General features: G+C 66.2%; 22 protein-coding genes. 12 read left to right on the top strand and 10 right to left on the bottom strand.

The genetic code is table 11. The features are described from left to right. Window position 1 precedes the first annotated feature (1 nt). The 6 genes from tsaD (at window position 2) to G6N33_RS07285 (ending at window position 6,842) form a co-directional block, all read left to right on the top strand. Window positions 2–1,042, top strand: a complete 1,041-nt coding sequence (gene tsaD / locus G6N33_RS07310; RefSeq protein WP_044509916.1) for a tRNA (adenosine(37)-N6)-threonylcarbamoyltransferase complex transferase subunit TsaD — start codon at window positions 2–4, stop codon at window positions 1,040–1,042. 238 nt (window positions 1,043–1,280) lie between these two features. After that, window positions 1,281–1,583 (top strand): co-chaperone GroES, encoded by a 303-nt coding sequence (gene groES / locus G6N33_RS07305; RefSeq protein WP_044512867.1) that lies wholly within the window; start codon window positions 1,281–1,283, stop codon window positions 1,581–1,583. 88 nt (window positions 1,584–1,671) lie between these two features. After that, the gene (groL, locus tag G6N33_RS07300) at window positions 1,672–3,291 is read left to right on the top strand and encodes a chaperonin GroEL (protein ID WP_044509917.1); all 1,620 of its coding nucleotides are present in this window, start codon (window positions 1,672–1,674) and stop codon (window positions 3,289–3,291) included. 118 nt (window positions 3,292–3,409) lie between these two features. Further along, the gene (locus G6N33_RS27390; protein WP_231382555.1) at window positions 3,410–4,153 is read left to right on the top strand and encodes a hypothetical protein; all 744 of its coding nucleotides are present in this window, start codon (window positions 3,410–3,412) and stop codon (window positions 4,151–4,153) included. Window positions 4,154–4,339: 186 nt separating this feature from the next. Beyond that, a complete protein-coding gene (locus G6N33_RS07290; protein WP_101528753.1) occupies window positions 4,340–5,833 on the top strand; it encodes an adenylate/guanylate cyclase domain-containing protein in 1,494 nt (497 codons plus the stop codon). 85 nt (window positions 5,834–5,918) lie between these two features. Continuing rightward, window positions 5,919–6,842, top strand: coding sequence for an LLM class F420-dependent oxidoreductase (locus tag G6N33_RS07285; protein WP_044509918.1), 924 nt, complete (start codon window positions 5,919–5,921; stop codon window positions 6,840–6,842). On the opposite strand, the gene G6N33_RS07280 is transcribed toward G6N33_RS07285, so the two are convergent. After that, complete coding sequence (locus tag G6N33_RS07280; protein WP_044509919.1) at window positions 6,843–7,304, bottom strand: OsmC family protein; 462 nt, start codon at window positions 7,302–7,304, stop codon at window positions 6,843–6,845. A gap of 31 nt (window positions 7,305–7,335) precedes the next feature. Here G6N33_RS07280 and G6N33_RS07275 point away from each other — a divergent pair, with 31 nt between their 5' ends. Together G6N33_RS07275 and G6N33_RS07270 are read left to right on the top strand one after the other, a co-directional pair. Continuing rightward, a complete protein-coding gene (locus tag G6N33_RS07275) occupies window positions 7,336–7,794 on the top strand; it encodes a class I SAM-dependent methyltransferase (protein WP_044509920.1) in 459 nt (152 codons plus the stop codon). Window positions 7,795–7,798: 4 nt separating this feature from the next. Next, window positions 7,799–8,188: an ester cyclase gene (locus G6N33_RS07270; protein WP_044509921.1), complete on the top strand. Its 390-nt coding sequence runs from the start codon at window positions 7,799–7,801 to the stop codon at window positions 8,186–8,188. On the opposite strand, the gene G6N33_RS07265 is transcribed toward G6N33_RS07270, so the two are convergent. The 8 genes from G6N33_RS07265 to G6N33_RS07230 form a co-directional block, all read right to left on the bottom strand. Continuing rightward, window positions 8,185–8,928 (bottom strand): superoxide dismutase family protein, encoded by a 744-nt coding sequence (locus G6N33_RS07265; protein ID WP_044509922.1) that lies wholly within the window; start codon window positions 8,926–8,928, stop codon window positions 8,185–8,187. The two genes, G6N33_RS07270 and G6N33_RS07265, sit on opposite strands and share 4 nt — an antisense overlap. A gap of 85 nt (window positions 8,929–9,013) precedes the next feature. Beyond that, the gene (locus tag G6N33_RS07260) at window positions 9,014–10,159 is read right to left on the bottom strand and encodes an acyl-CoA dehydrogenase family protein (protein WP_049919163.1); all 1,146 of its coding nucleotides are present in this window, start codon (window positions 10,157–10,159) and stop codon (window positions 9,014–9,016) included. Between the two features lie 92 nt (window positions 10,160–10,251). Continuing rightward, window positions 10,252–10,992, bottom strand: a complete 741-nt coding sequence (locus G6N33_RS07255) for an SDR family oxidoreductase (RefSeq protein WP_044509924.1) — start codon at window positions 10,990–10,992, stop codon at window positions 10,252–10,254. Continuing rightward, on the bottom strand, window positions 10,985–11,806 hold the full coding sequence (locus G6N33_RS07250) for an MBL fold metallo-hydrolase (RefSeq protein WP_044512870.1): 822 nt from the start codon (window positions 11,804–11,806) through the stop codon (window positions 10,985–10,987). The genes G6N33_RS07255 and G6N33_RS07250 overlap by 8 nt, the downstream gene beginning before the upstream one ends. A 90-nt stretch (window positions 11,807–11,896) precedes the next feature. Beyond that, window positions 11,897–12,868 carry a GlxA family transcriptional regulator gene (locus G6N33_RS07245; protein WP_044509925.1) on the bottom strand — a complete coding sequence of 324 codons (972 nt, stop codon included), beginning with the start codon at window positions 12,866–12,868 and terminating at the stop codon, window positions 11,897–11,899. Continuing rightward, a complete protein-coding gene (locus G6N33_RS07240) occupies window positions 12,865–13,872 on the bottom strand; it encodes a GlxA family transcriptional regulator (RefSeq protein WP_049919165.1) in 1,008 nt (335 codons plus the stop codon). Before G6N33_RS07240 ends, G6N33_RS07245 begins: the two co-directional genes overlap by 4 nt. Before the next feature lie 213 nt (window positions 13,873–14,085). Continuing rightward, entirely contained in the window at window positions 14,086–15,075 is a 990-nt protein-coding gene (locus G6N33_RS07235) for an LLM class flavin-dependent oxidoreductase (RefSeq protein WP_044509926.1), read from the bottom strand. 66 nt (window positions 15,076–15,141) lie between these two features. Next, window positions 15,142–15,441, bottom strand: coding sequence for a WhiB family transcriptional regulator (locus G6N33_RS07230; RefSeq protein WP_044509927.1), 300 nt, complete (start codon window positions 15,439–15,441; stop codon window positions 15,142–15,144). Between the two features lie 378 nt (window positions 15,442–15,819). Here G6N33_RS07230 and G6N33_RS07225 point away from each other — a divergent pair, with 378 nt between their 5' ends. From G6N33_RS07225 to G6N33_RS07215, 3 genes are all read left to right on the top strand, one after another. Next, complete coding sequence (locus tag G6N33_RS07225; protein ID WP_101528752.1) at window positions 15,820–16,614, top strand: hypothetical protein; 795 nt, start codon at window positions 15,820–15,822, stop codon at window positions 16,612–16,614. A gap of 82 nt (window positions 16,615–16,696) precedes the next feature. Further along, the gene (locus G6N33_RS07220; protein WP_044509928.1) at window positions 16,697–17,272 is read left to right on the top strand and encodes a sigma-70 family RNA polymerase sigma factor; all 576 of its coding nucleotides are present in this window, start codon (window positions 16,697–16,699) and stop codon (window positions 17,270–17,272) included. Then, entirely contained in the window at window positions 17,265–18,050 is a 786-nt protein-coding gene (locus tag G6N33_RS07215) for an anti-sigma-D factor RsdA (RefSeq protein ID WP_044509929.1), read from the top strand. Before G6N33_RS07220 ends, G6N33_RS07215 begins: the two co-directional genes overlap by 8 nt. A 27-nt stretch (window positions 18,051–18,077) precedes the next feature. On the opposite strand, the gene G6N33_RS07210 is transcribed toward G6N33_RS07215, so the two are convergent. Further along, window positions 18,078–18,488, bottom strand: coding sequence for a DUF5319 domain-containing protein (locus G6N33_RS07210; RefSeq protein ID WP_044509930.1), 411 nt, complete (start codon window positions 18,486–18,488; stop codon window positions 18,078–18,080). Between the two features lie 161 nt (window positions 18,489–18,649). Between G6N33_RS07210 and guaB the strand changes: the two genes are divergently transcribed. Continuing rightward, entirely contained in the window at window positions 18,650–20,257 is a 1,608-nt protein-coding gene (gene guaB, locus G6N33_RS07205) for an IMP dehydrogenase (RefSeq protein ID WP_044509931.1), read from the top strand. The last annotated feature ends 1 nt before the right edge of the window (window position 20,258 follow it).

The raw sequence follows: 20,258 nt of genomic DNA, 5'->3' as shown, positions 1-20,258 counted from the left end.
CATGACCGCGACCACCATTCTGGCGATCGAAACCTCTTGCGACGAAACCGGAGTCGGCATCGCCCGGCTGCACTGCGACGGCACCATCACCCTGCTGGCCGACGAGGTCGCCTCCAGCGTCGACGAGCACGTGCGGTTCGGCGGGGTGGTCCCCGAGATCGCGTCGCGGGCACATCTGGAGGCGATCGGCCCGGCCATGCGTCGGGCGCTGGCCGCCGCGGGTGTGCACAAGCCCGACGTCGTCGCGGCCACCATCGGGCCCGGCCTGGCCGGCGCCCTATTGGTGGGAGTGGCGGCGGCTAAAGCATATTCGGCCGCGTGGGGGGTGCCCTTCTACGCGGTGAACCATCTCGGCGGGCATCTGGCCGCCGACGTGTACGAACACGGCCCGCTGCCCGAGTGCGTGGCACTGCTGGTCTCCGGTGGGCACACCCACCTGCTGCATGTGCGCTCGCTCGGCGCACCGATCGTCGAGCTGGGCAGTACCGTCGACGACGCCGCGGGTGAGGCCTACGACAAGGTGGCCCGGCTGCTGGGGCTGGGGTATCCGGGCGGCAAGGTGCTCGACGAGCTGGCCCGCACCCGCGGTCCCGGCGCCGCGGAGATCCCCGCCTTCCCGCGGGGCATGACCGGTCCCGCCGATGACCAGTACGCGTTCAGCTTCTCCGGCCTCAAGACGGCGGTGGCGCGGTATGTGGAAAGCCACCCCGATGCGGATACCGCCGACATCGCCGCCGGGTTCCAGGAGGCGGTCGCCGACGTGCTGACCCGCAAGGCGGTGCGCGCCGCCACCGAGCTCGGCGTGGGGACCCTGCTGATCGCGGGGGGAGTGGCGGCCAACTCGCGGCTGCGGGAGCTGGCCACCCAGCGCTGCGACCAGGCGAAGTTGAAGCTGCGGATCCCCAGTCCCCGGCTTTGCACCGACAACGGCGCGATGATCGCCTCGTTCGCCGCGCACCTGGTGGCGGCGGGCGCGCCGCCGTCGCCGTTGGACGTGCCCAGCGACCCGGGGCTACCGGTGGTAAAAGCCCAGGTGAGCTGAGCTCACCCGGGAAAAATCAGGGAAGCAGCGGGGCGGCCTTGAGTGCTAGCACTCTCGTGTATAGAGTGCTAGGTGGCAATCGGGCTATCCCCTGTGTCGGCACCCGCGACGACGGCCCAAGGGCATGACCGAATGCCGAATCATCTGGTAACTGGACGGTTCGGGCAAGCCTGGATCGACCGCCAACACCAGTCCGGGCGATCGCCCGGACCCGATCCAATAAGTGGAGGCTCCAATCGTGGCGAAGGTGAACATCAAGCCACTCGAGGACAAGATTCTCGTGCAGGCCAACGAGGCTGAGACCACGACCGCATCCGGTCTGGTCATTCCTGACACCGCCAAGGAGAAGCCGCAAGAAGGCACCGTCGTCGCAGTCGGCCCCGGCCGGTGGGACGAGGATGGCGACAAGCGGATCCCGCTGGACGTGTCGGAGGGCGACACCGTCATCTACAGCAAGTACGGCGGCACCGAGATCAAGTACAACGGCGAGGAGTACCTGATCCTGTCGGCACGCGACGTGCTGGCTGTCGTTTCCAAGTAAGAACCGTGTTCCGCCCCGGCGATCCCCGTGCGACAGGCACGGGTGATTACCGGGGCGGCATGCGTTCACGGGCGTGTAAAGGATCCTGATGAGCAAGCTGATTGAGTACGACGAAACCGCGCGTCGCGCAATGGAAGTGGGCGTTAACAAGCTCGCCGACGCGGTGCGCGTCACGCTGGGCCCGCGCGGCCGGCATGTGGTGCTGGCCAAGGCCTTTGGTGGTCCGGTGATCACCAACGACGGCGTCACCGTGGCGCGGGAGATCGACCTGGAAGACCCGTTCGAGAACTTGGGTGCCCAGCTGGTGAAGTCGGTGGCGACTAAAACCAACGACGTCGCCGGCGACGGCACCACCACCGCCACCGTACTGGCGCAGGCGCTGGTCAAGAGCGGCCTGCGCATGGTCGCCGCCGGTGCCAACCCGATCGCCCTGGGGGCCGGCATCAGCAAGGCCGCGGATGCGGTGTCCGAAGCGCTGCTGGCCGCGGCCACCCCGGTGGCCGGCCGCGATGGTATCGCTCAGATCGCGACGGTGTCCTCGCGCGACGAGCAGATCGGTGCGCTGGTCGGCGAGGGTATGGACAAGGTTGGCGCCGACGGCGTCGTCAGCGTCGAAGAATCGTCCACGCTGAACACCGAGCTGGAGTTCACCGAGGGCGTCGGCTTCGACAAGGGTTTCCTGTCGGCCTACTTCGTGACGGACTTCGACTCGCAGGAGGCGGTCCTCGACGACCCGCTGATCCTGTTGCACCAGGAGAAGATCAGCTCGCTGCCCGACCTGCTGCCGATGCTGGAGAAGATCGCCGAAACGGGCAAGCCGCTGCTGATCGTCGCCGAGGACGTCGAGGGTGAGGCGCTGGCGACGCTGGTCGTCAACTCGATCCGCAAGACGCTCAAGGCGGTCGCGGTGAAGTCGCCGTTCTTCGGTGACCGTCGCAAGGCCTTCCTCGAAGATCTGGCGATCGTGACGGGCGGCCAGGTGGTCAACCCCGACGCCGGCTTGGTGCTGCGCGAGGTGGGCACCGACGTGCTGGGCTCCGCGCGCCGCGTGGTGGTCAGCAAGGACGACACCATCATCGTCGACGGCGGTGGCTCCAAGGATGCGGTCGAGAAGCGCGTCAAGCAGCTGCGGGCCGAGATCGAGGCCAGCGACTCCGATTGGGATCGGGAAAAGCTGCAGGAGCGGGTGGCCAAGCTGGCCGGTGGTGTTGCCGTGATCAAGGTGGGCGCGGCCACCGAGACGGCGCTCAAAGAGCGCAAGGAAAGCGTCGAGGACGCTGTCGCCGCCGCGAAGGCCGCGGTGGAAGAGGGCATCGTGGCGGGTGGCGGATCGGCACTCATCCAGGCCGGCAAGTCGCTCACCGACCTTCGTGCCTCGCTGAGCGGCGATGAGGCGGCGGGCGTCGACGTCTTCGCCGAGGCGCTCACCGCGCCGCTGTACTGGATCGCTACCAACGCCGGGCTGGACGGTGCGGTCGCGGTCAGCAAGGTCAGGGAGCTGGATGCGGGTCACGGCCTGAACGCGGCGACGCTGCAGTACGGCGACCTGATCGGCGCCGGCGTCATCGACCCGGTCAAGGTCACCCGGTCGGCGGTGCTCAACGCGGCCTCGGTGGCCCGCATGGTGCTGACCACCGAGACGGCTGTCGTCGACAAGCCGGCCAAGGAGGACGACGACCACGGCCACGGTCATCACCACCACCACTGAGTGCGGTTGTGCGCAACACCCCCGGTCCTTCGGCCGGGGGTGTTTGCGTTGTGGCGGAGACTGACCCCGACCGCGCCGGTTGTTAAGCTCGCCGCACCACGACGTAGGGGGCACGAGCGTGAGCTATCCGCAGCAGTGGCCACCGCAGTATCCGCGGCAGTATCCGCAGCCGTGGTCGCCGCAGTATCCGCAGCCGTGGTCGCCGCCGGGACCGTATCCCCCGCGGCGCAAGACCAATCGCGCCCTGATCGTTGTGCTTGTTATCGCGGCGACGGTCGTTCTCATACCTGCGGCCATAGTCGGGTTTTTCGTGGTGCGCGACCTGGCGCACGACGGTCTCGACGGTCGCGGCGGCACCAGCAAGGCAACCTCCCTCTCGAGCTTCGACGTGGTCTGCGATCGCGGATCGATCAGCAACGCCGCCGCGTACGGTAAGCCGTACAAGATCGCCGCGTTCGCTCGCAACGAGCGGCCTAACCCAATGAGCCGGGTGACATCCGACCACTGGACCGAACTGATGCTGGACTCCCGTGCCGACTACCGGGTGAATCCCAACGATTACACCTCGGTGAATGTTGTTGCGTGCCTTACCCACAAATCCGGAACTGAAGTGAAGTCACTGTCGTGCGACTTCAAAACTGACGATGGCGACCGCGTGACGGTCGACTACTTCGCGGTGCAGTACGACATCGAACTCCGCGAGGCGAGGACCGGTAAGCACCTCGAGCAACTCGGTACCGTAGCCGGTCCCGCCGCCAGCTGTCCGTTCTTGATTTGGGTGAACAAGCACGACCGCAAGGTGTACGCCGAACCAGACCACGCGGCGGTCGATGCCAAGCTCGCCGAATTCGCGGACAGGTGACAATCGCGGCTCGAGCAGGATCGCGCGAATCGCCGGAATCCGGTATGCGATCAAGTCCGGTGGCGGCGGACACCCGCCAGGGATACTGATGTGCGACGTCCCGCTTGCCGAGTACCTCTGGCAATCCTGTGCCACGACGCGGCGATTCCATACCATTTCGGCTGCCCGGGGTGTTTTGTTTCAGGAATGAATCACATCTGGCAGTGGGTGTGGGATCGGTATGCAACGAAGTACTCGTGGGCGCTCTGCGCGATCATGTTCGCCGTCGTGCTGCCGGCCTACCTCATGTTGTCGTTTATCGTCGTTGCCCACGAGAAGTCCGATCGCTACGTCGAGGCCGCAGCGGTCACCGTCGCCGCCGGGCCGCTGCTGGCCTACATGTACTTCCTTCCCGGCTTGGGCCGGCTCCACCTTGTCGAGCAATGGGCAGCCGGTCATGACGTCGATCGGGCGGACGCGCTGGACGCCACTTATGTCACCGCGCGGGGCGCGGTCGCCCGCGGCTTGGTAAGCAACGTGTTTGGGCTCGCCCTGGTGTTTGTCATTGTCGCTGCGCTCGCGGGGGCGGGCGGGTGGCGCCTGGCCCAGTACGGGATTGTGGGTGCCTGTTTAGCAGCTGCTGCCCAATTGATCGGTTTGCACAGCTTCGTCGAAGGGGCGCTGCGACCGGCCCGGGTCGCCATCGCCGGCGACACCGGCATCGGTGACTCCCTGCCCCGCTCCCGACCGACGTTTGCGGCATGGTCGAAGATTTCCATGCTCGCGGTGGCGTTCGGCTTTTCGGTCGGGGGCGCGTTGCTGGGCTCCGCGTTCAGTCGGGTCGGTGAAAATCCCATGCTCGCTGTTTTGTTGGGGTGTGTGGCGCTGGGCTTCGCGGTGCCGATCAGCGTCGGTGCCGGGTTCGCGCCGTCCCTGCAGCCGATTCGCGATCTGGCCGAGGGCACGAAACGCGTTGCGGCAGGGGACTACAGCCGACGGTTGCCGGTGGTTCAGGACGATGACCTTGGCGTGCTGGCGGCGTCGTTCAATCGCATGCAGGCGGGTTTGGCTGAGCGGCAACGGCTTCAGGCGGCGTTCGGCACCTATGTCGATCCGGGGTTGGCGGCACGGCTGCTCGAACAGGGTGACGACGTGTTCAGCGGGGAGCGCCGGGAGGTGACCGTGATGTTCATCGATATTCGTGATTTCACGCCGTTCGCCGAGGCGCATTCCGCCGAGGACACTGTCACCCGCCTCAACACGTTGTTCGAGATCGTCGTGCCCGCCGTCGTCGGCGCGGGTGGGCACGTCAACAAGTTTCTCGGCGATGGAGCTTTGGCGGTATTCGGCGCTCCCAACGACCTGCCCGCTCACGCCGACGCCGCGGTGCATGCGGCCGGGCTGATCCATCGTCTGGTGGCCGAACGGTTCGGCGGTGAGCTTCGGATCGGCATCGGCATTAACACCGGTGTGGTGATTGCGGGCACCATCGGTGGCGCGGCCAAGCTGGAGTTCACCCTGATCGGCGACGCCGTCAACGTCGCGGCGCGGGTCGAGCAGCTCACCAAGATCACCGGCGACTCGATCCTGCTCACCGAGCACACCGTCGACGCCCTGACCTCGCGACCGCCGCTCATCGACCGGGGATCTCATCTGCTCAAAGGTAAGTCCGCCGCGGTCAATGTCTTCGGGCTCGGTTAGACGGGTGGTGTCCGGGCGCAGCCGGCGATTCCCGCATTCGAAGCCGGCGGAATGCAATCGCCTGCGCGTGTCGTTGCACCCAGGCATGACCATTCGACTCGGATTGCAGATTCCCAGCTTCACCTACGGCAGGCCCGTCGCCGAACTCTTTCCCGCGGTCATAGCGCAGGCCAGGGAAGCCGAGGCGGCCGGATTCGACACCGTGCTGCTGATGGACCACTTCTACCAGCTGCCCACCCTGGGTGAGCCCGACGAACCAATGCTGGAGGCTTATACCGCGCTGGGCGCGCTGGCCACCACCGTCGAGGGGGTGCAGCTGTCCACCCTCGTCACCGGCAACACCTACCGCAACCCGACCCTGCTGGCCAAGGTGATCACGACGCTGGATGTGATCAGCGCCGGGCGGGCCATCCTCGGTATCGGGGCGGGCTGGTTCGAGCTGGAGCACCGTCAGTTGGGGTTCGACTTCGATACGTTCACCGAGCGGTTCGAAAAGCTAGAGGAGGCGCTGCCGATCATCGTCGGCATGCTGCACGGCGAGCGGCCCAGCTTCTCCGGCAAGTGGTATCGCACCGAGAACGCCATCAATGAGCCGCGCTACCGCGACCACATCCCGATCATGCTCGGCGGCAGCGGTGAGAAGAAGACGTTCGGGTTGGCCGCGCGCTATGCCGACCACCTCAACCTGCTCGCCAGCATCGACGAGTTGCCGCACAAGTTGGCGGTGCTGAAGGAACGCTGTGCCGAAATCGACCGCGACCCAGCGACTTTGGAGACCAGCACCCTGTTGACGGTGGTGCTCGACGGCTTTGGCCCGACCCGGGACCTGGGTGAGGCGCAGGGCGGCCGGCGGGTTGCCGGCACGCCCGAGCAGGTCGCCGATGAAATCAAACGCAGGGTGTTCGACGTCGGAATCGACGGTGTGATCGTCAACCTACCGAGTCACGGTTACACACCGGGAGTCATCACCGCGGTAGGCGAGGTTCTTCGACCACTCGTCGGCGCCTAGTCACCCCAGTGAGGTGCTGACCCGAACCTCGGACGTCAGGGTCTGATGGACGGGGCACCGCTCGGCGATGAGCAACAACCGGTCCCGTTGCTCATCGTCGAGCTCGCCGGTCAATTCGAGGTGCCGCTCGATACGGTCGATCCAGCCATTCGTGGTTTCACAGTCGGCGCAGTCTTTGGCGTGAATTCTCCAGTGGCGCAACGTGACTCGAATCCTTTCGAGCGGCCACCCTTTGCGGTTCGCGTACATCCGCACCGTCATGGACGTGCAAGTGCCCAGCGCGGCCAGCAGCAGATCGTACGGTGTCGGCCCGGCGTCGTCGCCGGTCGGCGCCGGCTCGTCGGCAATCAGCTGATGGTGTCCGGCGGTGATCTGTTGGATGTAGGTCCCAGTGCCCGTCTCCGCGACGATTACCGTGCCCTCCGACGACGCGTCGTCGTGGCCGCTCTGGTGTATGGTCATGACTCTTTGTACTCCGCTAGGGTGAGTCGCTATGTCGCCGAGAGCGAGTGACAGCGAGGGCCTGCTGGCCGCGCACAGCGCGATCCGCGCCTTTTGGGAGCAGGAAGGCGCACGCTACGACCACAAGGACGCCCATGGCATCTTCTCCGAGGACGAACATCGCCGGTGGACCACGGCCTTGGGCGCGATCCCGCCGTCGTCGCGGGCCCGGCACTTCATCTGGACCTTGCTCGAACCCGAAAAGGCATTCGCCGAATGGCGCCGCGTCCTGGCGCCCGGCGGAACCCTGATTGCCGACTGTTCCCTGAACACCCGCGTTGCGCTCCACCATTACTCCGACGACGTCGCGGCAGCGCTGCCATTCAGCGCGATCGATGACCCCGCACCGGTCGCGGACGCATTGCGCGCGGTGGGATTCAGTGCAGTCGACGTCGAAATCGTCAGTGGCGACGAGCAGCGCCGGCGCGCTGTGCTGCGGGCCAAGGCGTAAGCGCATGGCCCAGGACTACCGAGCCCTGTACGAGGCTTACCTCAGGTGCTGTAACGACCACGATTTCGACGGCATGGCGACCTTTTATGCGCCGTCCATCCGGGTCAATGACGCCCCGATGGATCCCAATGCCGTTGCCGCGCAATTTGAGCCGATAGTTTCCGCATTTCCGGACTGGCATTGGGAGATGCGGCATATCGTCGTCGACACCGACTACATCGCGGTCCACTTCACCGTCACCGGCACTCATCGCGGCACCTTCCAGGGCATCGAGGCAACCGGTCGCCGAGTGAGCATCCCCGAGTTCACCCTCTATCGCGTCGTCGACGGCAAGTTCGCCGATGTCTGGGACCTCGCCGATATGGCCGCGCTGCTCCGGCAGATCAGCTCTTAGCCCGCACCCGGCGGGAGGCTGGGCGCAGTGGTCGCCGTCGTGGTCAGCAAGGACGACGTGGTTGGGGTGACCGTGACGGTGCTGGTGCTGGTGGACGGCGGTGGTACGACGGCCGTGGTGGTCACCGTGGTGACGCTGCTCGTCGTCGTGGTGGACGTCGTCGTGGTGGACGACGTCGTGGCCGAACCCGAGGCCGCGGCGATCACACCGCAGGCGATTCGCTTGCTCTCACCGGTGGACCCCGCGGTCAGATCCTCCGCGGTTTGGTGGACCACGAGCGAGGAACCCGAACTGTTCCGCAGGTCGGCGGCCGTCACCAAGTTCGTGGTGGTCACGAGTTTCGCCGAGCCGTCGGACCGCACCTGCAAAGCGGTCAGGTCGCCGCTGGCGGGGAAGCCGGTGTGGTCCGGCGCCTGGTACACGCTTCCGGCCGATTCGAAGTCCGACGGCTCACATTTCCCGACCGCGTGGATCATCAGTCCGTGAAAACCGGGGCTGAGCACCTGGTTGGGTCCGGCCTCGACCGTGATCGTGGCGTAGCCGTTCGCGAAGTCGATGGTGGCGGTGCCGACCTGGGTTCCGTCGGCACTTTTCAACTGAGTCGTCATCCGCTCGGCTCCGGGTGGAGCACTTGACGATCCTGACGTGCCGGCCTGGTTGCCCTGCTGATTCGCGCAGGCCGCCAATGGTGCGATGGTTGCGGTCAGAGCCGCGAACGCGAAGGATACGCCCTTGTTCATAGGCCCGAACTACCCGCGCTGAGCATTGCCGAAACGAGAGGTGGTGGGCCGAGGCCCGCGCGGCCCGGTCAGATATCGGCGGTCGTTATACGAGGGGACTGACGCGATCGGTGATACCGAGCAGCGCCTTGCCGTAAATTTCAGCGCCGATCACACTGTCGAGCCCCGCGTGCCGGGCGGCAGTGTTGGCATCCCGCCAGATCCGCTGCAGCGGGTTCACACCGGCGAATGCCGCAGATCCGTGCACGTTCACCAAAACGTGTAGCGCTCGGATCACGTACTGCGCCGCCATACTACTTTGCGCCCGAAACGCCGCTCGCTCAACAGCACTGGGCGACGTTCGCGCTTGGGCCGCGCCTTGGGCAATCCGGGCGATCTCACCAGCGTGCAGTTCGGCAGTGCGCAGCTTGAGTGCGGCATCCGCAACTTGCAGCTGTACACCGACCGAATCAGCTTGACGATCGTAAATCGTGTAACGAATGGGCTTGGTGTCGGCTTTCGCGATGACGAGCTCCAGCGCCGCCCGGCCCATGCCCAGCAGGGGCCCAAGAATTCCGACGAGCGCGACGGGCGGGTATGTAAGTCGGTAGATGTCCTCGTCATTGACGCTCGACGCGGTGCCGTCGACCAAGCTGGCAAGCTCGATCATCCGATGTTCAGGAACGAAGATGTCTTTGGCGACAAAGGTATTGCTCCCGGTGCCGCACATCCCCACCGTTTCCCAGGTTTGCTCGACAGTGAGGTCTCGGGCAGGCACCAGACACCAAAACGGCGTGGCGGGACGCTCCGGTGAATCAGCCAGTGTGGCGACGATTGCGGCCCAGTCGGCGTAATCGGCACCAGAGGCGTAACTCCATCGCCCGCTGACGAGCAGACCTTCGGTTACCCGTCGCGCGGCGACTTCGGTTGTGCCGCCGGCGATCCGGCTGTCTGGGTTGGCTCCGAAGATTTCCTGCTGTGCGGATTCCGCTAGGTGGGCCGCCATCCACGCGCCCGTCGCCGCGACGCCGACAAGCCACGCGGCGGAGCCGTCTCCGATGCCAAGCGCTCGGGTGATCGCAAGTGTCGATTGCAGATCGATCGGTGCACCGCCGTACCGCGCCGGCTTGAGCAGACGGAACAGACCCGACTCGGTGAGACCGTCGATGACTTCCGGGGCGACGCGGCGCTGCTTCTCGCCGGCCGCCGCGTGCTGACGCAGTAGGCCCTGCAGCGCTTCGGCACGTGTCACTAAATCATCAGCACTGCAGGGTAATTGATGGCCCTTTGCCGACATCCTGATCCCTCCACGAGTGCTTCGGTACTGTGCGGGGCGGTCGTGGTTCACCATTGCTGGACGGTCGGGCGTACGACGACCTCGTTGACCGCAACAGAATCGGACTGCTCAATTGCGAAGACGATGGCATTGGCCACCGCGGCTGGCGGGATTGCGTGCGCATAGATGGTGCGAATCGCATCTCGCTGGTCGCCGGTTGTCTTGTCCTCCATGCCGGTGGCCACTGCGCCGGGCATGACGGACGTCACCCGGATGCCGTACTCGGCGAGTTCCCCGCGAATGCCTTCGCTGAAAGCACGCACGGCGAACTTCGACGCTGAATGCACCGCACCGCCCGGAAATACCTTCAGGCCGTGGACCGAACCTAGAGTCACCACGTGGCCCGACCGTTGCTGCAGAAACACCGGGAGCGCCGCGGCGATGCCCCACATCATGCCTTTGATGTTGAGGTCAATGGTGTGATCCCACTCGTCGGTGTCAAGTTCGATTGCCCTTTTCAGCACCATGATTCCGGTCGCGTTGATCAGAATGTCCAGGCGGCCGAAGTCATCCACGACGGTTTCGACGAGTCTGCGCATCGCGTCGAGTAACCGCACATCGGCGAAGTAGGCCCGCACGGTATGGCGCTGCGAGGTCAACTCCGCGGCCGCTGTGTCGAGCCGCTCCGCATCGATGTCTGCGAGCGCGACGCACGCGCCGCGCGCCGCCAGCGTCCCGGCCGTCGCCCTACCGATACCGCCCCCGCCACCCAGAATCAGCGCGGTCTTACCGTCAAGGCCGTCAGGCACGATCGACCGAAATCGCTGTCACGGTGCCCGGCATTAACACGTGCAACCTGTCGAGCAGACCCCGTCGGGCGAAGGCTTCTGAAACAAGGGCGACATCTTGAGTCAGATGTTCCCAGCCGTCGACGTGTACCGGTACGACGACGGGTGAGCCAAGGATCTCGGCGGCACGGGCTGCCTGCTCTGCGCTCATCGTCAGGTAGGCATCCATCAAGGGACTGCGGGCTCGGCCGGCGAACAACACGGCGATGTCGATCGGGCCCGCGTGATCACACACGTCGCGCACCACGCTCATCGAGGCGTTGTCACCACTGACGTAGACCGTGGGTAGCCCGTCACCGGAGATGACGAACCCGCGTACTTCACCTGTCAGATGCGCTGTGCCGCGGGGTCCGTGCTGTGCGGAGACGCCAGTGATTCTCAAGTCCCGGCCGTCGGGACGCACCAGCAGGTGGTGGCGCCACAGCGGCAACTCGCGGACGTTGCCGCCGAGCCGCTGCGCGGCGGCCGCAGTGCTCAGCACCAAGGGCATTCGATCGAGCAGTTTGCGACCCGCCCGATCGAGATTGTCCGGATGTTGGTCGTGAGACAACAGCACGGCGTCGATGTCGCCCAGATCTTCAACGGCTACAGCGGGATTGCGTGTCTTGATCAAGTTCCGCGTACCGATCATGTGATCACCAGGTGGGTCGAAGGTTGGGTCGGTCAGCAACCTCAACCCGCCCAGCTCCAAGACAACAGTCGGGCCACCGATCAGTTGTATTGTGGTCGCCGCTTTCGAAGGAGCTGACGCCGCAGACGTTTTGGATACGGTCATGACCCCATAGTCCGGCACCGGCGGCCTGCCGGTGAGTACCGTGGCGGCGAAGTATCGATTGATTTCGGCCAGCCAGGCGAGCTGACAACTTTAAGTGGTGCGCTCGCGCTCGCGTTGCAGTCGGTAGTGCTGTGGGCTGATTCCGAGGTGGCGGTAAAAGTGGCGGCGCAGCGACAAGCCGCTTGCGAATCCCGAGCGGCGAGCGACGTCCTCGATGGGTTCGCCGGTGTCTTCCAGTAGCTGTTGGGCGCGAAACAGTCGTTGCCAGCCCAACCACTGCATGGCAGACATGCCCGCAATATCGCGGAAATGCCGGTCAAAGGTTCGCCGGCTCATTCGTGCCCGTCGCGCCAGCTCGGGTGCGCCCAACGGCTCGGTGATGTGGTCCATCGCAAACGCCATGACATCGGAGAGCCTCGCGGACAAACCGGTATTCGACGGCGTCGTGTAGAGAAGCTGCGGTCGCGTTCCAGCGCGGCGGGGTGCCATGATCATTCGCGCTGCGATCGTCGCGGCGGTTTGCCGGCCCCAGATTCGCTCGACAAGATGAAGGCAAGCGTCTAAGGCTGCACCTGTCCCGGCCGCGGTGACCACGTCCCCGTCGTCGGCGAATAGGGCATCTCCGTCGATCCTGACCCGTGGATACATCGCGGCCAACGTAGGTGCATGCAACCAGTGCACGACGGCTCTTCGACCATCGAGAATGCCGGTGGCAGCAAGGACGAAACCTCCCAGGCAGAAACTTACGACGATGGCGCCATCGGCGTGTGCCGCGCGGATAGCTGCCAAGGCCCGCTCGGGCGGGCGCTCGGCAGGATCGCGCCAACTGGGCAGCACGATAATCGATGCCTCAGCGAGTACATCGAGCCCAAATGGCGGCTCGACGATCAGGTCGCCCGTCGTCGTCAAAGGGCCCTCCTCACCGGCGACGACGAGCAACCTGAATGGCGGCACATCGGGGGCCGCCTTCTCTGCTCCGAAAACGCTGAGCGGGACCGCTGTCTCAAACATCGGAGCCCGATCGAAGTGCAGCACGGCGACGGTGGCAGGGTCTCGAGTCATGTTGAGGCCCTTTGCTTCTCAAGGCCCGCCTGGGCCGATGGGCCGCGGCCGTGGAATCCGGCTCGGTAGGCCTGCGGACTTACGCCCATCGCCCGGCGGAATGCAGGCCGCAGCGAGACGCCGCTGGATAGTCCGACCTGACGGGCGATCGCGTCGATAGTCAGATCCGTCTCCTCGAGCAGGTGTTGGGTTCGCAGCAGTCGTTGATGAAGCAACCATTGAATCGGCGAGAGTCCAGTGGCCGCGCGGAAGTGGCGGTCGAGGGTGCGACGACTCAACGCAAATTCCTTTGCCAGACAATCGATGTCGACCTTTTGGTCCAGGTTGCCGACGAGATATTCCATGATCTCGCTTACGCGGGCGCCGTCGCTTCCATCCCGCAGCGCCCCGGGAACGCATTGCGCCTGCTCACCCGAACGCTGCGGCGGGATTGCCATCCGGCCCGCGATTGCCGCGGCAGCGGTCATGCCCCAGAATCGAGCGACCAGGTGTATGCAGGCGTCCAACCCCGCCGCGCCGCCGGCGCTGGTGACGATGTCCCCGTCGTCCACGTATAGCACCGCGGGATCAACCCGTACCTTGGGATAACGCGCGGCCAGCTCGGGTGCGTACCGCGAATGTGTCACGGCGCGGCGGCCGTCCAGCAACCCCGTCGCCGCAACCACGAACGTTCCCAGACACAGTCCGACAACGATTGCTCCGTCACCGTGGGCGGCACGGATAGCCTCCGCCGTTGCTTCTGGCAGCGGTTCGTCTGCGGCGCGCCAGGTGGGTATGACGACGATGCCAGCATCGTCAAGGCCGTTGCGGCCGTGCTGGGTATGGATTTTCACGCCGCCCGTGCTGATTACGGGCTCCCCGTCGGCCGCGATCGTCCGCAACGAAAACCTGGGTGCTCCGCTATCGGATCGGTCCATACCGAACACACTGATCGGCACGGACATCTCGAAGAGGGAGGCGCCGCCGAACATCAGCACCGCGACGTTTATCGGGTTGCGCGGCATTGAACCTCCACATTCCAGGGATGTCCGTCAGGCGGGGGCTGACGGCCGCGTGCGTCTAATCGTAGATCCGGGCGGGATGGGGCCGGTACGGGTGCGTTCACGCGCCTGGTTTGACACACGCCCGCAGTGTGCTGAGAACCGGCGGTACGAGAAAGCTCTAAGAAGGCACTTCTACGCTCGGATCCGGCCAATCGTCCGGGCCGATCCGAATCCCTATAGGCCGGCGGCGGCGGCGAATACCGTGAGCTCCCGCTCGATATCGGATCCTGCTGGCTGATAAACGATTTCGGTGATGCCCTGCGCGGCCAGGCCGGCGATCTTCTCGGACAATTCCGCGGCGGTACCGGTCAGCGCCATCGAAGTCGCGAACGAAATCACGTCGGCAACATGCGGCTGGTCACGGGGGTTGGCCTTGACCAGATGCCCTTCGTGGATCGCGAAGTGCCGCTCGTCTTCGGGGTGGGCCTCCACTAATTCGCGCCAGTTCTGTCCACCGGGCACGGCATCGACCGCGGCGGCGCCACCGCGCTCGTACAGCGCGTGATAGATCACCACGGCACCGGGGCCCGCCGCGTCGACGGCACGCGGCGAGGTCAATTCCTCACCCTCATCGAGCACCGTGCCGAAGCACAGCAGCGCCCGCCAGTCGGACACCTGCGTGGCATCCGGCTGTGGTACCGCCGCGGAGAAGACGCCGTCGCCTAGCTCGGCCGCGACCGCCAGCCCCTTCGGGCCGTCGGCGCCGATCAGCACGGGCACCGATATCGGGCGTCTGGCTCCGAAGCCGGGTAGCTGCAACATCTTGATCTTGGCCCCGTCCCACTCCGCCGTTTCGCCGTCCAGCAGGGTCCGCAAGCACCGTACGTACTCGGCAACCCGCCGCCACGGCATCGCTCGCTGGCCTAGTGCCATGCGGCCGGTATACCCGGAGCCGATCGCCACCGCGACGCGCCCCGGCGCTAGGTCTTCCAGCTCGGCGATCGCGGCGGCGTTGACCATCGGATGCCGCAAGCTGGGGACGAGGACACCGGGCCCGATGCCGATGCGCGAGGTGCGCTCCGCACACCGGGTCAGGATCATCCACACATCGGGGTACAGGGCCGGAGAGTCGTACAGCCAAGCCCGCTTGTACTGCAAGGCTTCGGCCAGCGCGACATGGGCCGGTGTGTTCGACGACGTCGCGAACGCACACGAGATGTCCACATCCAAACTCTAGTGAGCCGCAACGGACAACGTACAACGGCGACGCCAGAGTCGGTCGAATTTGGCTCAGGCCGAGCGGCGGATGCGGCCGATGTCTCCCTTGAGCAGCATGTCGCGCTCGGATTCGGACAGGCCACCCCAGACGCCGTACGGTTCTCCGACATCGAGGGCGTGGGAGCGGCACTGCTGGATCACCGGGCACTGCCGGCACATCTCCTTGGCGCGCTGCTCCCGCTGCATGCGGGCGCGGCCGCGCTCCCCGTCGGGATGAAAGAACATCGACGAGTCAACGCCCCGGCACAGTCCCTGCAGTTGCCAGCTCCAGATGTCGGCGTTGGGCCCAGGTAGCTGCTCAGGCTGTGGCATGGTTAGTTCCCTCTCTGCACGGCGCGCCCAACAAGGTCGGGTTCGCAAAGTGAGTGTGCAACTGATTTAAGGGTGGCGTCACCGATGACTACCCGTCATCGCTAGAACTTAGGGGCGCTGATGAATTTCCGTCAATAGCCGTTTAGTGCGGCAAAGTATCTGGCATTAGAGCAGAATTAACTTTGCGTTCATCTGCCACGCATTTCGCGTAGGAGAACCGTGCTACCAGGCACTTGACGCCAGCCAGATTTCCCAGCTCAGGACAGGAGCGCCAGGATCCGCCATTTAGTACAGACCCGATCGTGATTAACAATTCGGTAACACCGACAGCACGAACTGTTTACTACTATCACCGTGATTGAAACCGGTTGCACTTCGATGATTGAGCCGACCCTGCGGACGGCGGCATTCGGCGCTGCGCCGGGGCGCTGGCCCCTGCCGACGGCGACCACGCCCGACCAGCTTTGGTTGCGGGCCGTCGCGGCCGGCGGGCAGGGCCGGTATGGCAGCGCGTACCGCGACCTCGCGGCGGTGCGCAGCAGCGCGTCGACCGGGCGGCTGGTGTCACTGGCCCACAGCACGCACGGTTCGTTCCTGCGTCAGCTCGGTTGGCATGCGCGGGCACGGGGATGGGACGGGCGCGCCCTGGCGCTGGCGGGCCCCGATGCCGAAGCCCGCGCCGACGCCATGATCGGTTTGGCGGCCGATGCATTGGGCGTCGGCCGGTTCGGTGTCGCGGCAACGTTGTTGTCCCGCGCGGATTCGATCCTGGCGGAGCCGGCGCTGCCCGACCGGTTGCCGGTCCGCCGGCGCTGGGTGGGCGCCGAGTTGGCGATGGCACGCGGCGACGGCGGCGCCGCCGTCCGGGCCGCCGAGGAGGCGGTCGCACTGGCCGGGGCCATGGCCCCCGCCTCGGAGCGCCACCGCGTCAAGAGCGACGTCGTGCTGGCCGCCGCGCTCTGTAGTGCCGGGGCCGTCGAGCGGGCCCGCGCGGTTGCGGAGGCGGCCCTGGACGCAGCGGGCCGGTCGGGACTCATTCCGCTGCGATGGGCGGTCGCTTGCTTGCTAATCGATATCCAAAGCGTCACATTTTCGCCACCGGCGCTGACCCAAATTCGGGATATCTGCGCAGGCCAGGTGCGGCGCGCCGGGGGAACGTGGCTTTCCACTTGAAACCGGTTGAGCCCGTTATTGTCATTGCGTGAGTTAGCCCCCGCGATGTGCCCGCTTTGTAACGTTGGAGATACCGCCGTCGATGACAATTCAAGCGGAACGTCTCGACGCTGTGGTTGCCGAAGCCGTAGCGGGAGACGGAAACGCCCTACGCGAGGTGCTGGAGACCATCCGCCCGATTGTGGTGCGATATTGCCGAGCGCGAGTCGGCACGGTCGAGCGGGGCGGCATGTCGGCCGACGATGTGGCTCAGGAGGTGTGCTTGGCGACGTTGACAGCACTGCCGCGCTACCGCGATCGCGGCCGCCCCTTTCTGGCGTTCCTCTACGGCATTGCGGCCCACAAGGTGGCCGACGCCCACCGCGCCGCCGGACGCGATCTTGCTTATCCCTCCGAATCCGTGCCCGAGCGCTGGTCGCCCGAGGCAGGCCCCGAGCAGCGGGCCATTGAAGCCGATTCGGTCAGCCGCATGAATGAATTGCTCGAAATCCTGCCTGCCAAGCAGCGCGAAATTCTTATTCTCCGCGTCGTCGTCGGTCTCTCCGCTGAAGAGACCGCCGCCGCCGTCGGCGCCACACCGGGCGCCGTCCGGGTGGCTCAGCACCGGGCCTTACAGCGGCTCAAATCCGAGATGGTTGCGGCGGGGGATTATGCCTGAATTTGGTTTCACTGATCGACCGGGGCTGGACGAGCTGAGCCGCACCGATCTGCTCCTCAACGCGCTCGCCGAACGGCAGCCCGTCGACGTCGAGGATCCCAACGAGGACGCGCTGGCCACCCTGCTCGGGGATTGGCGCGATGACCTCAGGTGGCCGCCGGCCAGCGCACTGGTGTCACCGGAGGAGGCGGTCGGTGCGCTACGCGCCGGAATGCTCGAGCGCAGGCGTAGCCGGCGCAGCCTCGCCACGATCGGATCGGTGGCCGCGACGCTGCTCGTCCTCAGCGGATTCGGGGCCATGGTGGTGGAGGCCCGCCCGGGCGGGACGCTGTACGGCCTGCACTCGATGTTCTTCGACGAGCCCACCGCAAGCCAGAGCCAGATCATGTTGTCGGCCAAGGCCGACCTGGCGAAGGTGCAGCAGCTCATCGACAAGGGGCAGTGGACGCAGGCCGAGGACCAGCTGGCCGAGGTCAGCAGCACCGTGCAGTCGATGAACGACAGCGCTGGCCGCAAAGAATTGTTGGACGAGATCGATCTGCTGAACGCGAAAGTCGATTCGCGCGATCCGAATGCGACCCTGCCCCCGGCCGCGCCGCCCAGCCCCGCCGCACTGCCGGCACCGCAGTCGCAGGCGCCACAGGCACCCTCGATCGCGGAGTCGCCGGATGGAATCAGTCCGAGCGCAACCGTTTCGGCGCCCAGCCCAGCGCCGAGTCCGGCCGCCGGCCATCATCACCACCACCGGGCGTCAATCTCCCCGGGCGGCACGCCCTAACGGGCGGCGCTCAGCAGCTAGCGGGCCCTAGCGGCGGTGAAAGCCGTCGGCGTCCGACGTCGCCTCGTTCAGCGATGCGTCGGCGTATCCCCGGCAATAATCCCAGGTGACGTAGGCGTCGGGCTCCGGGTCGTAGGCGGGCTCGTGGGGGCGGACGGTGCCGTCGATCAGCAGTTGCAGCAGGTTCGCCCGCAACATGTCCCAGTCGTGATAGTGGTCCTGCTGGCACTCGTCGCAGCAGACCACAAGTCCGCGAATTCCCTTGTGCGCCAACAGAGCTTCATAGACGGCGAGGTCGGCGAGGTCGGCCTCTACGGCCATCCGTTCTTGCTGATCCAGGGGTTGGCCGGGTTCGACGGCATCCAGCGCCGCCGACGGGTCACACGGGTCGTCCGCAAAAGGGTCGGGTGGCAAACCCGGCGGGAGGTGGTCACGCACGCCCCTAGCCTACGCAGGCGGGCCGTGGTAACGCCAGCAGGGAAACCTGCACGGGCCGGGTTCGGATTGGGCCGGGCGGCGCGCCAGCACGTGCGACTGCTTCCCGTCCGGGACCGATAGGATGGCATTCTCGCTCCGCGCGCGTATGGAGGGTTTCACCGATGTCCCGTGGCACATCTCATCTGGACGACAGCTCCGACCTGGTCGCCAGTCCCTACTTGCGCGACCCCCATATTCGAGGTCTGGCGGACGACCGAGTGCCGACCGGCGGCGATAACCCGCACAAGGTCGCGATGCTGGGCCTGACCTACGACGACGTGTTGTTGCTGCCGGCGGCGTCCGACGTGGTTCCCGCCACAGCCGACACCTCCAGCCAGCTAACCAAGAAGATCCGGCTGAAGGTGCCGCTGGTCAGCTCGGCGATGGACACCGTCACCGAATCGCGGATGGCCATCGCGATGGCCCGAGCGGGCGGCATGGGCGTGCTGCACCGCAACCTGCCGGTGGCCGAACAAGCTGGCCAGGTCGAGATGGTGAAGCGCTCCGAGGCCGGCATGGTCACCGACCCGGTCACCTGCCGTCCGGACAACACGCTGGCCCAGGTCGACGCGCTGTGCGCCCGGTTCCGGATCTCCGGCCTGCCGGTGGTCGACGACTCCGGCGCGCTCGTTGGCATCATCACCAACCGCGACATGCGGTTCGAGGTCGACCAGACCCGGCCGGTCTCCGAGGTCATGACCAAGGCGCCGCTGATCACCGCGCGCGAGGGCGTCACCGCCGACGCGGCGCTGGGGCTGTTGCGGCGCAACAAGATCGAGAAGCTTCCCGTGGTCGACGGCCACGGCCGGCTCACCGGGCTGATCACCGTCAAGGACTTCGTCAAGACCGAGCAACACCCGCTGGCCACCAAGGACAGCGACGGCCGGCTGCTGGTCGGCGCTGCCGTCGGTGTCGGCGGCGACGCGTGGGTGCGCGCGATGATGCTGGTCGACGCCGGTGTCGACGTGCTGATCGTCGACACCGCGCACGCGCACAACCGCACCGTGCTCGACATGGTCGGCAAACTCAAGGCCGAGGTCGGCGAGAAGGTCGAGGTGATCGGCGGTAACGTCGCCACCCGCGCCGCCGCCGTGGCGCTCGTCGAGGCGGGCGCCGACGCCGTGAAGGTCGGCGTCGGCCCGGGCTCGATCTGCACCACCCGCGTGGTGGCCGGTGTCGGCGCACCCCAGATCACGGCGATCCTGGAGGCCGTCGCGGCCTGCGGGCCGGCCGGTGTGCCGGTCATCGCCGACGGTGGTCTGCAGTATTCCGGCGACATCGCCAAGGCGCTGGCGGCCGGCGCGTCGACGGCCATGCTGGGCTCGCTGCTGGCCGGGACTGCCGAGGCCCCGGGCGAGTTGATCTTCGTCAACGGGAAGCAATTCAAGAGCTACCGCGGCATGGGGTCGCTGGGCGCCATGGCGGGCAGGGGCTCGGGCGGGCAGGGCAAGTCGTACTCCAAGGACCGCTACTTCGCCGACGACGCGCTCTCCGAGGACAAGCTGGTGCCCGAGGGGATCGAGGGCCGGGTGCCGTTCCGCGGGCCGTTGTCGTCGGTGATCCACCAGCTGACCGGCGGGCTGCGCGCGGCGATGGGCTACACCGGCTCGCCCACCATCGAGGTGCTGCAGCAGGCGCAGTTCGTGCGGATCACGCCGGCTGGACTCAAAGAGAGCCACCCGCACGACGTGACGATGACCGTCGAAGCACCCAATTACTACGCGCGGTGAA

It is taken from the genome of Mycobacterium simiae, assembly GCF_010727605.1.
Classification (GTDB): Bacteria; Actinomycetota; Actinomycetes; order Mycobacteriales; family Mycobacteriaceae; genus Mycobacterium; species Mycobacterium simiae.
Note: the sequence above shows the minus strand (reverse complement) of the source record. Positions and strands in the feature narration are given on the sequence as shown.

Bases quoted from the DNA above. Each gene is read 5' to 3' on its own strand.
- tsaD (WP_044509916.1), top strand. From the start codon at position 2: ATGACCGCGACCACCATTCTGGCGATCGAAACCTCTTGCGACGAAACC.
- groL (WP_044509917.1), top strand. From the start codon at position 1,672: ATGAGCAAGCTGATTGAGTACGACGAAACCGCGCGTCGCGCAATGGAA.
- G6N33_RS07290 (WP_101528753.1), top strand. From the start codon at position 4,340: ATGAATCACATCTGGCAGTGGGTGTGGGATCGGTATGCAACGAAGTAC.
- G6N33_RS07285 (WP_044509918.1), top strand. From the start codon at position 5,919: ATGACCATTCGACTCGGATTGCAGATTCCCAGCTTCACCTACGGCAGG.
- G6N33_RS07280 (WP_044509919.1), bottom strand. From the start codon at position 7,304: ATGACCATACACCAGAGCGGCCACGACGACGCGTCGTCGGAGGGCACG.
- G6N33_RS07275 (WP_044509920.1), top strand. From the start codon at position 7,336: ATGTCGCCGAGAGCGAGTGACAGCGAGGGCCTGCTGGCCGCGCACAGC.
- G6N33_RS07270 (WP_044509921.1), top strand. From the start codon at position 7,799: ATGGCCCAGGACTACCGAGCCCTGTACGAGGCTTACCTCAGGTGCTGT.
- G6N33_RS07265 (WP_044509922.1), bottom strand. From the start codon at position 8,928: ATGAACAAGGGCGTATCCTTCGCGTTCGCGGCTCTGACCGCAACCATC.
- G6N33_RS07250 (WP_044512870.1), bottom strand. From the start codon at position 11,806: ATGACCGTATCCAAAACGTCTGCGGCGTCAGCTCCTTCGAAAGCGGCG.
- G6N33_RS07245 (WP_044509925.1), bottom strand. From the start codon at position 12,868: ATGACTCGAGACCCTGCCACCGTCGCCGTGCTGCACTTCGATCGGGCT.
- G6N33_RS07240 (WP_049919165.1), bottom strand. From the start codon at position 13,872: ATGCCGCGCAACCCGATAAACGTCGCGGTGCTGATGTTCGGCGGCGCC.
- G6N33_RS07230 (WP_044509927.1), bottom strand. From the start codon at position 15,441: ATGCCACAGCCTGAGCAGCTACCTGGGCCCAACGCCGACATCTGGAGC.
- G6N33_RS07225 (WP_101528752.1), top strand. From the start codon at position 15,820: ATGATTGAGCCGACCCTGCGGACGGCGGCATTCGGCGCTGCGCCGGGG.
- G6N33_RS07220 (WP_044509928.1), top strand. From the start codon at position 16,697: ATGACAATTCAAGCGGAACGTCTCGACGCTGTGGTTGCCGAAGCCGTA.
- G6N33_RS07215 (WP_044509929.1), top strand. From the start codon at position 17,265: ATGCCTGAATTTGGTTTCACTGATCGACCGGGGCTGGACGAGCTGAGC.
- guaB (WP_044509931.1), top strand. From the start codon at position 18,650: ATGTCCCGTGGCACATCTCATCTGGACGACAGCTCCGACCTGGTCGCC.